The organism is Leclercia sp. UBA2479 (genome assembly GCF_002341985.1).
GTDB lineage: Bacteria > Pseudomonadota > Gammaproteobacteria > Enterobacterales > Enterobacteriaceae > Enterobacter > Enterobacter pneumoniae.
The window spans coordinates 12583-27373 of the sequence record NZ_DDPB01000012.1 but is presented as its reverse complement, the minus strand read 5'-3'; the positions used below and the strand labels follow the sequence as shown (position 1 = coordinate 27373).

Below are 14791 nucleotides of genomic sequence, written 5' to 3'. Positions count from 1 at the left end.
GGTTAGCCCTTCAGCCCCAGACGCTCGCCCTGATAACTGCCATCCAGTACCTGCTTCCACCAGCCTTCATTGGCGAGATACCACTCAACGGTTTTGCGAATGCCGCTTTCGAACGTCTCTTGCGGGGCCCAGCCCAGCTCACGTTCGATCTTGGACGCATCAATAGCATAGCGGAGGTCATGGCCTGGACGGTCGGGTACCCGGGTGATCAGATCACGATACTGCTGTACACCCTGCGGTTTCACCGGGACCAACTCTTCCAGCAGATCGCAAATGGTAGTAACGACGTCGAGATTTTTGCGCTCGTTATGCCCGCCGATATTCCAGGTTTCGCCGGGGGTGCCTTCTGTCGCCACCAAATAGAGCGCCCGGGCATGATCTTCAACATACAGCCAGTCGCGAATCTGTTGACCATCGCCGTATACCGGCAAGGGTTTGCCCGCGATGGCATTCAGAATCATCAGCGGAATCAATTTCTCCGGGAAATGATAGGGGCCATAGTTATTGGAACAGTTGGTTACCAGCGTCGGCAAACCATAAGTGCGCTGCCAGGCGCGAACCAGATGGTCGCTGCTGGCTTTAGACGCTGAATAGGGGCTGCTGGGGGCATAAGGCGTGGTTTCGGTGAAAAAATCGTCCATCGAATGCAGGTCGCCATACACCTCATCAGTAGAGATGTGATGGAAGCGGAACGCCTCTTTCTGCTCAGCGGCTAAGCCGCTCCACCAGGCACGAGACGTCTCCAGCAGGTTATAGGTACCGACGATATTGGTCTCGATAAACACTGCCGGGCCATCGATAGAGCGATCGACGTGGCTCTCTGCAGCCAGGTGCATCACCACATCGGGTTTATGGGTGGCAAAGACGGTGTTCAGGGCGTCGCGATCGCAGATATCAACCTGCTCAAAGGCGAAGCGCGGATCGTCCGCCACTGGCGCCAGCGAGGCCAGGTTGCCCGCGTAGGTGAGTTTATCCACCACCACTACGGCGTCCTGGGTGTTCTGGATAATATGGCGAACTACCGCGGAACCGATAAACCCCGCGCCGCCGGTCACTAAAATCCTTCTCAACGCCAGACTCCTTTTGTATCGACGACATGCTGCTGATGAATTGCATCGCCGCTGATGGCTTTGAATTCTTTATGATCGACCAACAGCACCAGCACATCTGCGGTAGCCAGCGCTGCGTCCACGGCCACCAGCTGACATTTATCCGCCAGTTTTTTCGGTAAGGCGTGGATATTGGGTTCGACCACCAGCGTTTCGCCGCTGTGCCAGTCGGCGATCATTTCGGCAATCTCCATCGCCGGGCTTTCGCGCAGATCGTCAATATTGGGTTTGAACGCCAGACCAAAGCAGGCAATTTTCAGCTCGCTGGCGCGTTTGCCGCTTTCAGCCAGGCTATCTGCCACGGTGGCTTTAACCTGATTAATCACCCAGTGCGGCTTTCCGTCGTTAACTTCACGTGCAGTGCGGATCAGGCGCGCCTGCTCAGGGTTTTGCGCCACGATAAACCAGGGATCGACCGCAATGCAGTGGCCCCCGACACCCGGACCGGGCTGCAGGATGTTAACGCGTGGATGGCGGTTAGCCAGGCGAATCAGTTCCCAGACGTTAATCCCTTGATCGGCACAAATTAACGACAGTTCATTGGCAAAAGCGATATTAACGTCGCGGAAGCTGTTTTCTGTCAGTTTGCACATTTCGGCGGTGCGGGAGTTAGTTACCACGCACTCACCTTCCAGGAAGATTTTATAAAGCTCGCTGGCGCGGGCGGAGCAGACTGGCGTCATGCCGCCAATAACGCGGTCGTTCTTGATAAGCTCAACCATCACCTGCCCTGGCAGTACACGCTCCGGGCAGTAGGCGATGTTCACATCAGCCTGCTCACCAGCCTGCTGCGGGAAGGTCAGATCCGGGCGGGCATCGGCCAGCCACTGGGCCATCTGCTCGGTAGCCCCCACCGGCGAGGTGGATTCAAGGATGACCAGCGCTCCCTTCTTCAGCACCGGGGCGAGCGATTTTGCGGCCGCCTCAACGTAGACCATATCGGGCTCATGATCGCCCTTAAAAGGCGTCGGCACGGCAATCAGCCAGGCATCGGCTTCTACCGGCGTGGTGCTGGCTTTCAGATAGCCACCCTCTACCGCGCTCTTCACAACCTTATCGAGATCGGGTTCGACGATATGAATTTCACCCCGGTTAATGGTATCAACCGCATGCTGGTTGATATCTACCCCTACAACCTGCTTTTGACGCGAAGCGAAAGCGGCAGCGGTTGGCAAGCCAATGTAGCCCAGACCAATGACGGAGATGGTAGTAAAACTCATAGCGATACCCGATTGTGTTTAAGTGCATACAAAATACGATCACAAGCCTGCCCGTCACCGTAAGGGTTATGGGCACGGCTCATTGTCTGATACGCCTCGTCGTCATGCAGCAGGCGAGTGACCTCTTCAACGATATGTTTGGTGTCGGTGCCAACCAGACGCACGGTACCGGCCTTGACGGCCTCCGGACGTTCGGTTGTTTCTCGCATGACCAGCACCGGTTTACCGAGGGATGGCGCCTCTTCCTGAATACCACCGGAGTCGGTCAGAATCAGCCAGGCATGGTTCATTAGCCAGACAAAGGGCAGATAGTCCTGCGGCTCAATGAGGATCACATTCTCAACGTGGCCGAGAATACGATTCACCGGTTCGCTGACGTTTGGATTGAGATGCACCGGATAAACAATCTGTACATCTTCGTTCTGCGCCGCCACTTCGGCTAACGCATGGCAAATCTGCTCAAAACCGCGGCCAAAGCTTTCACGGCGATGCCCCGTCACCAGGATCATCTTTTTACCGTTGGAGAGGAACGGATAACGTTCTGCCAGTTCGGCACGCAGCGCGTCATTAGCCATCACCCGATCGCGTACCCAGATGAGCGCGTCGATGACCGTATTGCCGGTAACAAACACCGTGCGGTCAGGAATATTTTCCCGCAATAGATTCTGGCGAGAGTTTTCGGTTGGCGCAAAGTGGTACATCGCCAGATGTCCAGTCAACGTGCGGTTGGCCTCTTCCGGCCAGGGCGAATAGAGATCGCCCGTACGCAGGCCCGCTTCGACGTGGCCAACCGGAATACGTTGATAAAATGCAGCAAGGCTTGTGGCAATGGTGGTGGTGGTATCACCATGCACCAACACCACATCAGGCTTAAAGGATTCCAGAATCGGTTTTAACCCTTCCAGAATTCGGCAGGTAATTTCTGTCAGCCCTTGCCCCGGTTTCATAATGTTAAGATCGTAATCAGGAACAATAGAAAACAGGGTCAAGACCTGATCCAGCATCTCACGATGCTGGGCGGTAACACAGACTTTCGCTTCAAAATGAGGGTCATTCGCCAGCGCATGAACCAGAGGCGCCATCTTGATGGCTTCCGGCCTTGTACCAAAGACACTGAGTACTTTCACATCGATTCTCTTCGATTAGACGATGAAGGCCAGAGCCTTCATCGTAGACGGCGATCTTAATTTCTGCGACGGCGCGTCAATGCGACGCCAGCACCAATTAATGCACCCACGATCCCCCACATAATCATCAGGAAGGCACGGCGTGGGCTATCGCGTTTTACAGGTTCTTCAGGCGTGCGCAAATAACGATAGGTCTGAAAACGCGGGTCCAGTGTAGGACCTACGTTCAGGGTGGTCATCATTGCGCGGTTCTGGTCGTAATCGAGATCGAAGGCGGGTCCGACGGCCTGTAAATTCTCCAGGCGAGCCTGCAGCATCGGGCGCCCCAGCAGGAACATTTCGGAGTCCGGCAGTTCATCTGCTGGCACATCGGTTTCACTGCGCGAGATATTGCTCTTCTCAGCGATTTTCAGCGCCTGTTCAATGTTGTGAACGCGACGCGTGAAGATAGCTTTGGCTACCTCTTCCTGACGCTTCACCTGCGCTTTCATCTGAATGGTTCGCGCTGCCCAGGCACCTTTTAGCTCATCGTTCAGATGGCTTGCCGCGCGCTGGCTGGCGAAGGCCACGTACTGACGTAGAAGGTTATTGGCGTCTGGCGCGGTTTCCGCGATGAGCTTCACGCTGTCATTCACATTGCGCAGCGCATCGCCGGGCATGAACTGAATATTGTTAATCATTTCATCAAGCAGCGCGGCATCCGCCTTACTGTTACCGACCATCCGCTGTTTGTAGTAGTCGGTCTGGCTCCAGAAATCACGGCGCGTATCCCAGGAAGCCAGCTGCATAATGAACTCTTTGTACGACTCATCCATAACGGACGGCTGATCAACCGGGGCGAGATTTGCTTTAACATCCAGATTACGCAGAAATTGCTGCTGAGAGTAGAAGCCGCCGAGCATATTCACAGTCGGGCGATCGGTGATCGCTGTCGCGCTCCACTCCTGCTTTGCAAAAAAAGTATAGGCCAGTGCGATTAACGCAAAGCCCAGCGCGATTCCTGCAATCCAAAATTTGCCCGCCCATAACACGCGAAACAAACCACGAACATCCAGCTCATTCTCAGTTGCCACTGATTTAGCTCCCGCCAACGGTTGAGTCATTTCAATCCCGATTTACCTGGTTTAAGTTTGATTGCTGCTACTGTTACGACGCATCCGCCGTTTTACACGTTTAATAAACCGCGCAACCTTCCAGGCGCGCTTAATACAGTAGCCATACAGGAAGAATGCTAGCAAGAATAATACCAACATCACCCACTCAGGGACGAAATGGGAATATTCTGCTACAACGCCGATGGCTGCCAGAAGTGCAGCGGCTAAGGTGATAAGGACAAAAGCCTGACGCGAAGTAAACCCTGCGCGCATGATCAAATGATGAATATGCTGACGGTCTGGCGAGAAGGGACTCATCCCTTTACGCAGACGGCGATACATAATAGCCACCATGTCCATCAGTGGGATGGCGATGATCCAGAGCGCCGTTACCGGGCTGATGGGGTGCGTTTTACCCTGGGTGGTTTCGAGCAAAATCCAGATAACGGTAAAACCAATCAGCGTGCTACCTGCGTCGCCCATAAACACTTTATAACGACGTCCAAGCACCCCGAGATTAAGCAAGATGTAAGGCAGGATGGCGGCGATCATGGCAAAACACCACATGGAGAGGCTGTATTGGCCGTCAAACCACAGGATGATACCGATAGCACCGAATGAGACGCTGGAAAGGCCGCCCAGCAAACCATCTATGCCGTCGACCATATTGAAAGCGTTAATCGCCGCCCAGACGGCAAATAGCGTCAGGAAATAACCGAATGGCCCAAGCACCATCTCCCACGAACCAAAGATATGGCCCAGGCTGCTGAGATAGAGATTGCCAACGGCCATCATGACGATACCGATCGCGGCCTGGATTGATGCCCGAATCTTTACACTGATGTCGTAGCGATCGTCGAGGGCTCCCACGAGCACCAGTACACCTGCGCATCCCAAATAGAGAGCTGCGTGCGGTATATAGTAATCGGCAATACTGAAGGTAAAACAGATCCCCGCATAAACGGAAATCCCTCCAACCAGCGGTATCAGGCCCTGATGGCGCTTACGAAAGTTGGGCTTATCCACCAACCCGATTCTTTTTGCCGCCTTACGTGCAACGAATAAGAAGCAGGTCGTGAACAGAAAAATACTGATTAGCTCAGTCACCGCAGTGAGTAAATTCACAATGGAGGCTCTCTACAAATGTTGATCCCAGAAGTATAACCTTGAAGACGCTACGCCTGAAGGAATAAAGCTCGCCTCTTACAAGTCCCTTTGTATATTTTTCAATCAATTAATTTCCTGACTTTCCGCACATTCCCTTTGTCGTGAAGGAAAGGATTCATTCAGTGATTGTCGTAATAGCGTATAAGCGTTAAAAGAAAAACGCCACGTAAAAACGTGGCGTTTGTCGGCTATAGCGTGATTTTAAGAACGTTTCATCATATCGAAGAAATCATCGTTCGTTTTGGTCATCGCCAGCTTGTTAATGAGGAATTCCATTGCGTCAATTTCGCCCATTGGGTGAATGATTTTGCGCAGGATCCACATTTTCTGCAGCTCTTCCTGAGTGGTAAGCAGCTCTTCTTTACGGGTACCGGAACGGTTGTAGTCGATAGCCGGGAAGACGCGTTTCTCAGCAATCTTACGAGAGAGGTGCAGTTCCATGTTGCCTGTACCTTTAAACTCTTCGTAGATAACTTCGTCCATTTTGGAGCCGGTGTCGATCAGCGCCGTTGCGATGATGGTCAGGCTACCGCCCTCTTCCACGTTACGTGCGGCACCGAAGAAACGCTTCGGACGATGCAGGGCGTTGGCATCCACACCACCGGTCAGTACTTTGCCGGAAGCAGGGACGACGGTGTTGTACGCACGCGCCAGACGGGTAATGGAGTCGAGCAGGATGATGACATCTTTCTTGTGCTCAACCAGGCGTTTCGCCTTCTCGATAACCATTTCCGCAACCTGAACGTGACGAGATGCGGGTTCGTCGAAGGTAGAAGCCACAACTTCACCTTTTACCAGACGCTGCATCTCGGTCACTTCTTCCGGACGTTCGTCAATCAGCAGCACCATCAGCACACAGTCTGGGTGGTTGTAGGCGATGCTCTGCGCAATGTTCTGCAGCAGCATGGTTTTACCCGCTTTCGGCGGCGCAACAATCAGACCACGCTGGCCACGGCCGATCGGCGAAGCGAGATCCAGCACGCGAGCGGTTAAGTCTTCGGTAGACCCGTTACCACGCTCCATGCGCAGACGAGAGTTTGCATGCAGCGGCGTTAAGTTTTCGAACAGGATCTTATTACGCGAGTTTTCAGGCTTATCGTAGTTAACTTCGTTAACTTTCAGCAGCGCGAAGTAGCGTTCACCCTCTTTAGGAGGACGAATCTTACCTGAAATGGTATCACCTGTGCGGAGGTTGAAACGGCGGATTTGGCTGGGGGAAACGTAGATGTCATCAGGACCGGCGAGGTAGGAGCTGTCTGCAGAGCGGAGGAAACCAAATCCGTCCTGCAATATCTCCAGCACACCGTCGCCAAAGATATCTTCGCCACTCTTTGCGTGCTGCTTCAGGATGGCAAAAATAATGTCCTGCTTGCGCATACGAGCCTGGTTTTCCAGCCCCATATTTTCGCCGAGAGTGATCAGCTCAGAAACCGGCGTATTCTTTAATTCGGTAAGATTCATAATGGTGTGGGTTCTTAAACTCGGGGTAATACTCGAACTTAATATTGTGAATGGTATGGCAGGGTCATCCATGCCTGTTAGCGGCCATCAACTCATGTCTGTTCGCTGTCTGCTTACAGGAAAAAGCACAGAACTGAAACGACAAGACGGATTGAGTGACAAGCCCGGAATCTATCCACTTCTCGCACTGTTTATGTCAACAACGGGAAGTATCGGGTAAAACAAGAACGACAAGGTATGTTTAAAACGAAGTCATAGGTAACTTAGCACGACTATTGCCGGGCGTCCAGAGATCCAAACAATTTTGAAACCCCGGACGCGCCGCCGAGAACCCTTACGCCAGGTTAGCGTCCAGGAACTCTTTCAGCTGACCTTTGGACAGGGCGCCCACTTTGGTAGCAGCCACTTCGCCATTTTTGAACAGCAGCAGGGTTGGGATACCACGGATGCCGTATTTCGGCGCGGTGCCCGGGTTCTGGTCGATGTTCAGTTTCGCAACGGTCAGTTTGCCCTGATATTCGTCGGCGATCTCATCCAGAATCGGGGCGATCATTTTGCAAGGACCACACCATTCTGCCCAGAAATCGACGAGGATCAGCCCGTCAGCTTTAAGCACGTCCGTGTCAAAACTATCGTCAGTCAGGTGAATAATTTTATCGCTCATATATAACTCCACAGGAATAAGCCTGGCGCGTTGGTGTAGCAATCATCAACGACGTGTTGATGTCGCATTAACCAACTAAAGGTTGACTTTATTTCACCGGATACGCTTTCGTAAAGCAATAGTAAGCTGATATTCTACCACACTATGAGCAAAACACATTTAACAGAACAGAAGTTTTCCGACTTCGCCCTGCACCCAAAGGTGATCGAAGCCCTTGAAACTAAAGGGTTTCATAACTGCACGCCTATTCAGGCTCTCGCCCTGCCGCTGACGCTGGCCGGTCGCGATGTTGCGGGGCAGGCGCAAACCGGTACCGGCAAAACGATGGCGTTTTTAACGTCAACGTTCCATTATTTACTTTCTCATCCCGCAATTGCAGACCGTCAAGTTAACCAGCCGCGCGCGCTCATTATGGCTCCGACGCGAGAACTGGCGGTACAGATTCACGCAGATGCGGAACCGCTGGCACAGGCTACCGGCCTGAAGCTCGGCCTCGCCTACGGCGGTGATGGCTACGATAAACAGCTGAAAGTGCTGGAAAGCGGCGTAGATATCCTGATCGGTACTACCGGCCGTCTTATCGACTACGCCAAACAGAACCACATCAACCTCGGCGCCATTCAGGTGGTAGTTCTGGATGAAGCAGACCGCATGTACGATCTGGGCTTCATTAAAGATATTCGCTGGTTGTTCCGTCGCATGCCTGCGGCAAACCAGCGTCTGAACATGCTGTTCTCCGCAACCCTTTCTTACCGCGTACGCGAGCTGGCATTCGAGCAGATGAACAATGCCGAATACGTGGAAGTCGAGCCAGAGCAGAAAACAGGTCACCGTATTAAAGAAGAGCTTTTCTATCCGTCTAACGAAGAGAAAATGCGTCTGCTGCAAACCCTGATCGAAGAAGAGTGGCCAGATCGCGCCATTATCTTCGCCAACACCAAACACCGCTGTGAAGATATCTGGGGCCACCTGGCTGCAGACGGACACCGCGTTGGCTTGCTGACGGGTGATGTCGCGCAGAAAAAACGCCTGCGTATTCTTGATGAATTCACTCGTGGCGATCTGGACATCCTGGTGGCAACTGACGTTGCGGCACGCGGCCTGCATATTCCAGCCGTGACTCACGTCTTCAACTACGATCTGCCTGATGATTGCGAAGACTACGTGCACCGTATTGGTCGTACCGGTCGTGCCGGTGCCAGTGGCCACTCCATCAGCCTTGCCTGTGAAGAGTACGCCCTGAACCTGCCAGCCATTGAAACGTATATCGGCCACTCTATTCCGCAGAGTAAGTACAATCCGGATGCGCTATTAAGCGAACTGCCGCCAGCGAAGCGCCTTACGCGCCCACGCTCCGGCAATGGCCCGCGTCGTTCAGGCGCACCGCGTAATCGTCGTCGTTCAGGCTAAACATTATGCTCAGCACCACCTCACTCTATGCCGCTATTGATTTAGGTTCGAATAGTTTTCATATGCTGGTAGTGCGTGAGGTGGCGGGAAGCATACAAACGCTGACACGTATTAAGCGTAAGGTCCGTCTCGCGGCGGGCCTTAGTAGTGATAATCATCTCTCTCCTGAAGCCATGGAGCGCGGCTGGCAGTGCCTGCGTCTCTTTGCTGAACGCCTACAGGATATTCCCCACCAGCAGATTCGTGTCGTCGCGACGGCCACGTTGCGCCTTGCGGTTAACGCGGGTGAATTTATTGCGAAAGCGCAGACGATACTGGGCTGCCCGGTGCAAGTCATCAGCGGTGAAGAGGAAGCACGTCTGATTTATCAGGGCGTGGCGCACACCACCGGTGGCGACGAGCGCCGTCTGGTTGTCGATATTGGCGGAGCCAGCACCGAGCTGGTAACGGGCAACGGCGCCCAGGCCACCTCCCTCAACAGTCTTTCCATGGGTTGCGTGACCTGGCTCGAGCGTTTTTTCACCGACCGTAATCTGACAAAAGAGAGCTTCGACCAGGCAGAGCTGGCCGCCCGCGAGGTGGTTCGCCCTGTTGTTGGTACGCTGCTGCAACACGGCTGGAAGGTCTGTGTCGGCGCATCGGGTACCGTTCAGGCGTTGCAAGAGATCATGATGGCTCAGGGAATGGATGAGCGCATCACCCTGGCCAAACTGGAGCAGCTGAAACAGCGCGCCATCCAGTGTGGTCGACTTGAAGAGCTGGAGATAGAGGGGCTGACCCTCGAGCGCGCCCTCGTCTTCCCTAGCGGGCTGGCTATTCTGATCGCCATCTTTACCGAACTGGATATTCAGTGCATGACCCTGGCCGGTGGTGCTCTGCGTGAAGGGTTGGTTTACGGCATGCTGCACCTGGCAGTAGATGAAGATATTCGCAGCCGTACCTTGCGCAATGTACAACGCCGCTTCCTGGTGGATACCAGCCAGGGCGAACGCGTTGCACAGTTGGCGCTTTATTTCGCCGATCAGGTCGGCAAAAGCTGGGATTTAGGGCCGTTAGGCCATGTTCTGCTGCAAAGCGCCGCTCAGCTACATGAAATTGGGCTTAGCGTTGAATATAAGCAGGCACCGCTGCATGCCGCCTGGCTGGTTCGTCATCTGGATCTGCCCGGCTTCACTCCTGCGCAGAAAAAATTGCTCGCCACGCTGTTATTGAACCAGACCAACCCGCTCGACCTCTCCTCTCTGCATCAGCAAAATGCGGTACCGCCGCGCGTTGCAGAACATTTGTGTCGCATACTGCGTCTGGCGATCATTTTTGCCAGCCGTCGTCGCGATGATTTGTTGCCAGAGATTGGCCTGCAGGCTGAAGGTGAGACACTCACCCTGATGTTACCGGAAGGCTGGCTGATGCAGCATCCACTGGGCGCAGAGATGATTGAGCAAGAGTGCCAGTGGCAGAGCTACGTTCACTGGCCCCTGCATATTCAGTAAAACGCCGCCTCTCCCGCAGGAGAGGAACATGTTACTTATCTTTCGCTTTCGCCAGCATGGCACGTATGTTTGCCACGTTTGCCTGACCTTTGTGCATTCTCTCTTCCGCCGTAATGACCTTACGCTCCTGCTCCCAAATCAGATCATCCTGGGGCAATTCCATCAGAAAGCGGCTCGGCTCTGGACGCACCAATTCACCGTACTGGCGGCGCTCTTTACAAAGCGTAAAGACTAACTCTTTCTGCGCACGCGTAATGCCCACATAGGCCAGCCGGCGCTCTTCATCGACGTTATCTTCGTCAATGCTGCTCTGATGCGGCAGTATCCCCTCTTCCATTCCCACCAGATAGACATAGGGGAATTCCAGCCCTTTCGAGGCATGCAACGTCATTAGCTGTACCTGATCGGCCTCTTCCTCGCTCTCGCCACGCTCCATCATATCGCGCAGGGTGAAACGGGTGACGACCTGGGTCAGGGTCATGGGTTCATCAATTTCTGAGCCTTCAAGCATTTCACTCATCCAGCTGAAGAGCTGGTTAACGTTTTTCATACGCATTTCCGCCGCTTTTGGGCTCGCGGAGGTTTCGTATAGCCAGGACTCGTAGTCGATGCCGCGAATCAGATCGCGTACGGCAACCACCGGCTCACGTTCAGCAAGACGCTGAATTTCACCTAACCACTGCGTAAAGCGCGTTAGCGATTCGTAGCCCCGTCCGGTGAGGGTCTGACTCAGGCCCATATCAAAGCTGGCGGTAAACAGACTTTTGTTGCGGGTCATCGCCCATTCGCCCAGCTTTTGCAACGTCGCCGGGCCAATTTCACGCTTCGGCGTATTAACGATACGCAGGAATGCGCTGTCGTCATCCGGATTGGTGAGCACCCGCAGATAGGCCAGCAGATCTTTGATTTCAGGGCGTGAGAAGAAAGAGGTGCCCCCGGAGATTTTGTACGGGATGCGGTTCTGCATCAGCATCTTTTCAAAGACGCGTGACTGGTGATTGCCGCGATAGAGGATCGCGTAGTCTTTATAGCCGGTTTTATTAACGAAGTGATGCGCAATGAGTTCACCGGTGACGCGCTCAGCTTCATGCTCTTCATTATTGGCGCTAAGCACCTTGAGTTCGGTACCGTAACCCAACTCGGAGAAAAGGCGCTTCTCAAAGACGTGCGGGTTGTTAGCAATCAGGATATTTGCCGCTTTCAGGATACGCCCGGAAGAACGGTAATTCTGCTCCAGTTTGATCACCTGCAGCGCCGGGAAGTCTTTGCTCAGTAGCACCAGATTTTGTGGACGTGCGCCGCGCCAGGAGTAGATCGACTGGTCATCATCACCCACCACGGTAAAGCGTGCACGTTGTCCTACCAACAACTTCACCAGTTCGTACTGGCTGGTGTTGGTATCCTGATACTCATCCACCAACAGATAGCGGATTTTATTCTGCCAGCGCTCGCGTACCTCTTCGTTGCGCTGAAGCAACAGGGTTGGCAACAGAATGAGATCGTCAAAGTCGAGCACATTGCAGGCTTTGAGATGCGCATCATACAGGCTGTAACAGTGCGCGAAGATCCGATCCCGCTCACCTTTCGCGCTTGCCGCAGCTTGCGCAGGGGTCATGAGATCGTTTTTCCAGTTGGAGATCGTCGAGATCAGTTGTTGCAGGATCAACTTGTCGTCTTCGATCAACCCTTCGGTTAACTCTTTAAGTAACGCCACCTGATCGGTATCGTCAAAAAGTGAAAAGTTCGACTTCATCCCCAGCGCGGCGTATTCGCGCTTGATGATATCCAGCCCCAAAGTGTGGAAGGTCGAGATCATCAGGCCGCGCGCCTCTTTGCGCCCCAGCGTCTGGCCGACACGCTCTTTCATCTCGCGCGCTGCCTTGTTCGTAAAGGTCACTGCCGCGATATGGCGGGCCTGATAGCCACAGCCACGAATAAGGTGGGCGATTTTATTGGTAATTACGCGGGTTTTACCGGATCCTGCCCCTGCCAGCACCAGGCATGGTCCAGTAACGAATTCGACCGCTTGTTGTTGTCCAGGGTTTAAACGCATGGGAATAGTGCTCAATCTTCGAACGGGGTGTGGATTGTAGCAGAAAGCGGGGCGCAGATTTACCGGCTAATGATAAAGTGAAGGTCACGCGTGTAACCCCGAGAACAGTACCATGGTAAAGACTGCAGCAGCCCTGCACATTCTGGTGAAAGAAGAGAAGCTGGCGCAGGAGATCCTCGCCAAACTGGAGCGTGGCATTAGCTTTGATCATCTGGCGAAACGCTATTCGAAATGTCCTTCAGGGCGTAACGGCGGTGATTTAGGCGAGTTTAAGCAGGGGGCGATGGTCGGCCCGTTCGATCAGGCGGTCTTTAGCTGCCCGCTTCTTAAGCCCTTTGGCCCGGTGAAAACCAGGTTTGGCTACCATATCATTAAGGTGCTCTATCGCCGTTAACGCATGGTATATTGCGCTCCGATGACTTAAACCCCTTCGAGGCACAATCATGGCAAAAACAGCAGCAGCAGTGCATATCCTGGTGAAAGAAGAGAAACTGGCTCTGGATCTTCTGGAACAGATTAAAAACGGCGCCGACTTCGGCAAGCTGGCAAAGAAACACTCTATCTGCCCGTCAGGCAAACGTGGCGGTGATTTAGGCGAATTCCGTCAGGGCCAGATGGTACCTGCATTCGATAAAGTGGTCTTCTCTTGCCCGGTGCTGGAACCCACTGGTCCACTGCACACCCAGTTCGGTTACCACATCATTAAAGTGCTGTACCGTAACTAATCTCTTTGCAGGGGCAGGCTTAGTTGTCCTGCCCTTGTGCATTGAAATAGTCGATAAACTCACTTCCTACCTCTGCCAGCGTCAGGCGTTTAAACCTTTCCAGTATTAGCGTTTCTGCTTCGGCAAAAGTATCTGACATTACCCGGTTTACCCCCTTTTCAACCAGGCAGCGCGGATTTTCGTTTCGGTTACCCAGTGCAAACAGCACTGGCGAGCCCAGCGCTGTATAGATGTCATACAGCGTGACCTGACTCGCGGGGCGTGAAAGCGTCCACCCGCCATGATGCCCTTTGCTTGAACCAACAATTTTTTGCTCACGCAACCCTGCCAATAACTTGCGGATAAAAGCGGGATTTCCGTCGATAAATGCCGCCATCTGCTCTGATGTTAAGGGCTTATCCATCTGTTCAAGGTGCAGCAGAATATGCAGCGTGGCGGAGAAAGAGTTATTTATTTTCATGTAACTTACATTATTACATGTACTTAGCCTCTTCAACCTCTGGGATGAAAAATTCACCGATTGACGGCCGTAAATCTTATGATACTTTTGATGTTACATAAGTGACTTCATGCAGGAGAAAACGATGGCTACCGAACAATCCCCCGATCTGTTCTGGGAAGAGCATTACGCAGCAATGTCGCCCCTATCAAACGGCATACCCGGTAAAATTCTGGTGCGTTTTGTCGATGACCTTACGCCCGGAAAGGCGCTGGAGTTGGGATGCGGGCGCGGCGATGATAGCGTCTGGCTGGCGAAAAAAGGCTGGCGGGTTACTGCGGTTGATTTATCTCCACGCGCGCTGGATTATGCTGCCGCCAATGCCGAGCGTTCCGGTGTAAGCGGGAAGATCGCCTTCGCGCAATACGATCTCACCGCGCGTTTTCCTGAGGGCCAGTACGATCTGATCGTGGCATCGTTCCTAGAATCGCCGCTCACCTTCGATCGCATCTCTATCTTTCGTACTGCATTAGAACATGTCACGCCAGGCGGAATGTTGTTGATTACATCGCATGCCAGACCTCCTTCATGGTCAAAGCATGCCGATCGCCCCTTCCAGTCAGCGGAGGAGGCTTTTGCATCCCTGGCGCCATCGGCGGCGGAGTGGGAAACGGTGTTCTGCGATGACGTATCAAGAATAATGAAAGGGCCGGAAGGACAAGAGGGCGAGGTGTCAGATGCGGTTATTGCGCTGAAGCGCAAAAAACAGGCCCGACAGCGCTAACGCTTTTCGGGCCTGCCTGGGGGTCGGGTAGGCGCTGGCGCCACCCGA

General features: G+C 53.5%; 15 protein-coding genes. 5 read left to right on the top strand and 10 right to left on the bottom strand.

Annotation, left to right across the window (positions count from 1 at the left end; all coding sequences use genetic code 11):
* Positions 1-2: 2 nt before the first annotated feature.
* From rffG to trxA, 8 genes are all read right to left on the bottom strand, one after another.
* Positions 3-1070, bottom strand: a complete 1068-nt coding sequence (rffG, locus tag B3B59_RS17510; protein WP_286809628.1) for a dTDP-glucose 4,6-dehydratase — start codon at positions 1068-1070, stop codon at positions 3-5.
* On the bottom strand, positions 1067-2329 hold the full coding sequence (gene wecC, locus B3B59_RS17505; protein ID WP_040078081.1) for a UDP-N-acetyl-D-mannosamine dehydrogenase: 1263 nt from the start codon (positions 2327-2329) through the stop codon (positions 1067-1069). The genes rffG and wecC overlap by 4 nt, the downstream gene beginning before the upstream one ends.
* On the bottom strand, positions 2326-3456 hold the full coding sequence (gene wecB, locus B3B59_RS17500) for a non-hydrolyzing UDP-N-acetylglucosamine 2-epimerase (protein WP_040078080.1): 1131 nt from the start codon (positions 3454-3456) through the stop codon (positions 2326-2328). The genes wecC and wecB overlap by 4 nt, the downstream gene beginning before the upstream one ends.
* A 56-nt stretch (positions 3457-3512) precedes the next feature.
* Positions 3513-4559: an ECA polysaccharide chain length modulation protein gene (gene wzzE, locus B3B59_RS17495; protein ID WP_040078079.1), complete on the bottom strand. Its 1047-nt coding sequence runs from the start codon at positions 4557-4559 to the stop codon at positions 3513-3515.
* A gap of 21 nt (positions 4560-4580) precedes the next feature.
* The gene (gene wecA / locus B3B59_RS17490; RefSeq protein WP_040078077.1) at positions 4581-5675 is read right to left on the bottom strand and encodes a UDP-N-acetylglucosamine--undecaprenyl-phosphate N-acetylglucosaminephosphotransferase; all 1095 of its coding nucleotides are present in this window, start codon (positions 5673-5675) and stop codon (positions 4581-4583) included.
* Positions 5676-5918: 243 nt separating this feature from the next.
* Positions 5919-7178: a transcription termination factor Rho gene (rho, locus tag B3B59_RS17485; protein WP_001054528.1), complete on the bottom strand. Its 1260-nt coding sequence runs from the start codon at positions 7176-7178 to the stop codon at positions 5919-5921.
* Between the two features lie 87 nt (positions 7179-7265).
* Positions 7266-7349: a rho operon leader peptide gene (locus B3B59_RS20445; protein WP_325948127.1), complete on the bottom strand. Its 84-nt coding sequence runs from the start codon at positions 7347-7349 to the stop codon at positions 7266-7268.
* A 163-nt stretch (positions 7350-7512) separates the two neighbouring features.
* On the bottom strand, positions 7513-7842 hold the full coding sequence (gene trxA, locus B3B59_RS17480; protein WP_006179218.1) for a thioredoxin TrxA: 330 nt from the start codon (positions 7840-7842) through the stop codon (positions 7513-7515).
* A gap of 144 nt (positions 7843-7986) precedes the next feature.
* Between trxA and rhlB the strand changes: the two genes are divergently transcribed.
* Both rhlB and gppA read left to right on the top strand, forming a co-directional pair.
* Positions 7987-9252: an ATP-dependent RNA helicase RhlB gene (gene rhlB, locus B3B59_RS17475; protein WP_040078076.1), complete on the top strand. Its 1266-nt coding sequence runs from the start codon at positions 7987-7989 to the stop codon at positions 9250-9252.
* Between the two features lie 5 nt (positions 9253-9257).
* Positions 9258-10742 (top strand): guanosine-5'-triphosphate,3'-diphosphate diphosphatase, encoded by a 1485-nt coding sequence (gene gppA, locus B3B59_RS17470; RefSeq protein WP_046886620.1) that lies wholly within the window; start codon positions 9258-9260, stop codon positions 10740-10742.
* 31 nt (positions 10743-10773) lie between these two features.
* Here the strand turns inward: gppA and rep are convergent, their stop codons facing one another.
* The gene (gene rep, locus B3B59_RS17465) at positions 10774-12795 is read right to left on the bottom strand and encodes a DNA helicase Rep (RefSeq protein ID WP_207292613.1); all 2022 of its coding nucleotides are present in this window, start codon (positions 12793-12795) and stop codon (positions 10774-10776) included.
* Between the two features lie 112 nt (positions 12796-12907).
* On the opposite strand from rep, the gene ppiC (B3B59_RS17460) reads away from it, so the two are divergent.
* Both ppiC (B3B59_RS17460) and ppiC (B3B59_RS17455) read left to right on the top strand, forming a co-directional pair.
* On the top strand, positions 12908-13189 hold the full coding sequence (gene ppiC, locus B3B59_RS17460; RefSeq protein ID WP_046886622.1) for a peptidylprolyl isomerase PpiC: 282 nt from the start codon (positions 12908-12910) through the stop codon (positions 13187-13189).
* A gap of 49 nt (positions 13190-13238) precedes the next feature.
* On the top strand, positions 13239-13520 hold the full coding sequence (gene ppiC / locus B3B59_RS17455; RefSeq protein WP_003017999.1) for a peptidylprolyl isomerase PpiC: 282 nt from the start codon (positions 13239-13241) through the stop codon (positions 13518-13520).
* 19 nt (positions 13521-13539) lie between these two features.
* Here ppiC (B3B59_RS17455) and B3B59_RS17450 read toward each other — a convergent pair whose 3' ends face one another.
* Complete coding sequence (locus tag B3B59_RS17450; RefSeq protein ID WP_040078070.1) at positions 13540-13980, bottom strand: RrF2 family transcriptional regulator; 441 nt, start codon at positions 13978-13980, stop codon at positions 13540-13542.
* Positions 13981-14104: 124 nt separating this feature from the next.
* Between B3B59_RS17450 and B3B59_RS17445 the strand changes: the two genes are divergently transcribed.
* Positions 14105-14743, top strand: coding sequence for a class I SAM-dependent methyltransferase (locus B3B59_RS17445; protein ID WP_286809626.1), 639 nt, complete (start codon positions 14105-14107; stop codon positions 14741-14743).
* The last annotated feature ends 48 nt before the right edge of the window (positions 14744-14791 follow it).

Coding starts and splice junctions, on each gene's coding strand:
- rho (WP_001054528.1), bottom strand. CDS start 7,178: ATGAATCTTACCGAATTAAAGAATACGCCGGTTTCTGAGCTGATCACT.
- rep (WP_207292613.1), bottom strand. CDS start 12,795: ATGCGTTTAAACCCTGGACAACAACAAGCGGTCGAATTCGTTACTGGA.
- trxA (WP_006179218.1), bottom strand. CDS start 7,842: ATGAGCGATAAAATTATTCACCTGACTGACGATAGTTTTGACACGGAC.
- B3B59_RS17450 (WP_040078070.1), bottom strand. CDS start 13,980: ATGAAAATAAATAACTCTTTCTCCGCCACGCTGCATATTCTGCTGCAC.
- rhlB (WP_040078076.1), top strand. CDS start 7,987: ATGAGCAAAACACATTTAACAGAACAGAAGTTTTCCGACTTCGCCCTG.
- ppiC (WP_003017999.1), top strand. CDS start 13,239: ATGGCAAAAACAGCAGCAGCAGTGCATATCCTGGTGAAAGAAGAGAAA.
- wzzE (WP_040078079.1), bottom strand. CDS start 4,559: ATGACTCAACCGTTGGCGGGAGCTAAATCAGTGGCAACTGAGAATGAG.
- wecC (WP_040078081.1), bottom strand. CDS start 2,329: ATGAGTTTTACTACCATCTCCGTCATTGGTCTGGGCTACATTGGCTTG.
- B3B59_RS17445 (WP_286809626.1), top strand. CDS start 14,105: ATGGCTACCGAACAATCCCCCGATCTGTTCTGGGAAGAGCATTACGCA.
- gppA (WP_046886620.1), top strand. CDS start 9,258: ATGCTCAGCACCACCTCACTCTATGCCGCTATTGATTTAGGTTCGAAT.
- ppiC (WP_046886622.1), top strand. CDS start 12,908: ATGGTAAAGACTGCAGCAGCCCTGCACATTCTGGTGAAAGAAGAGAAG.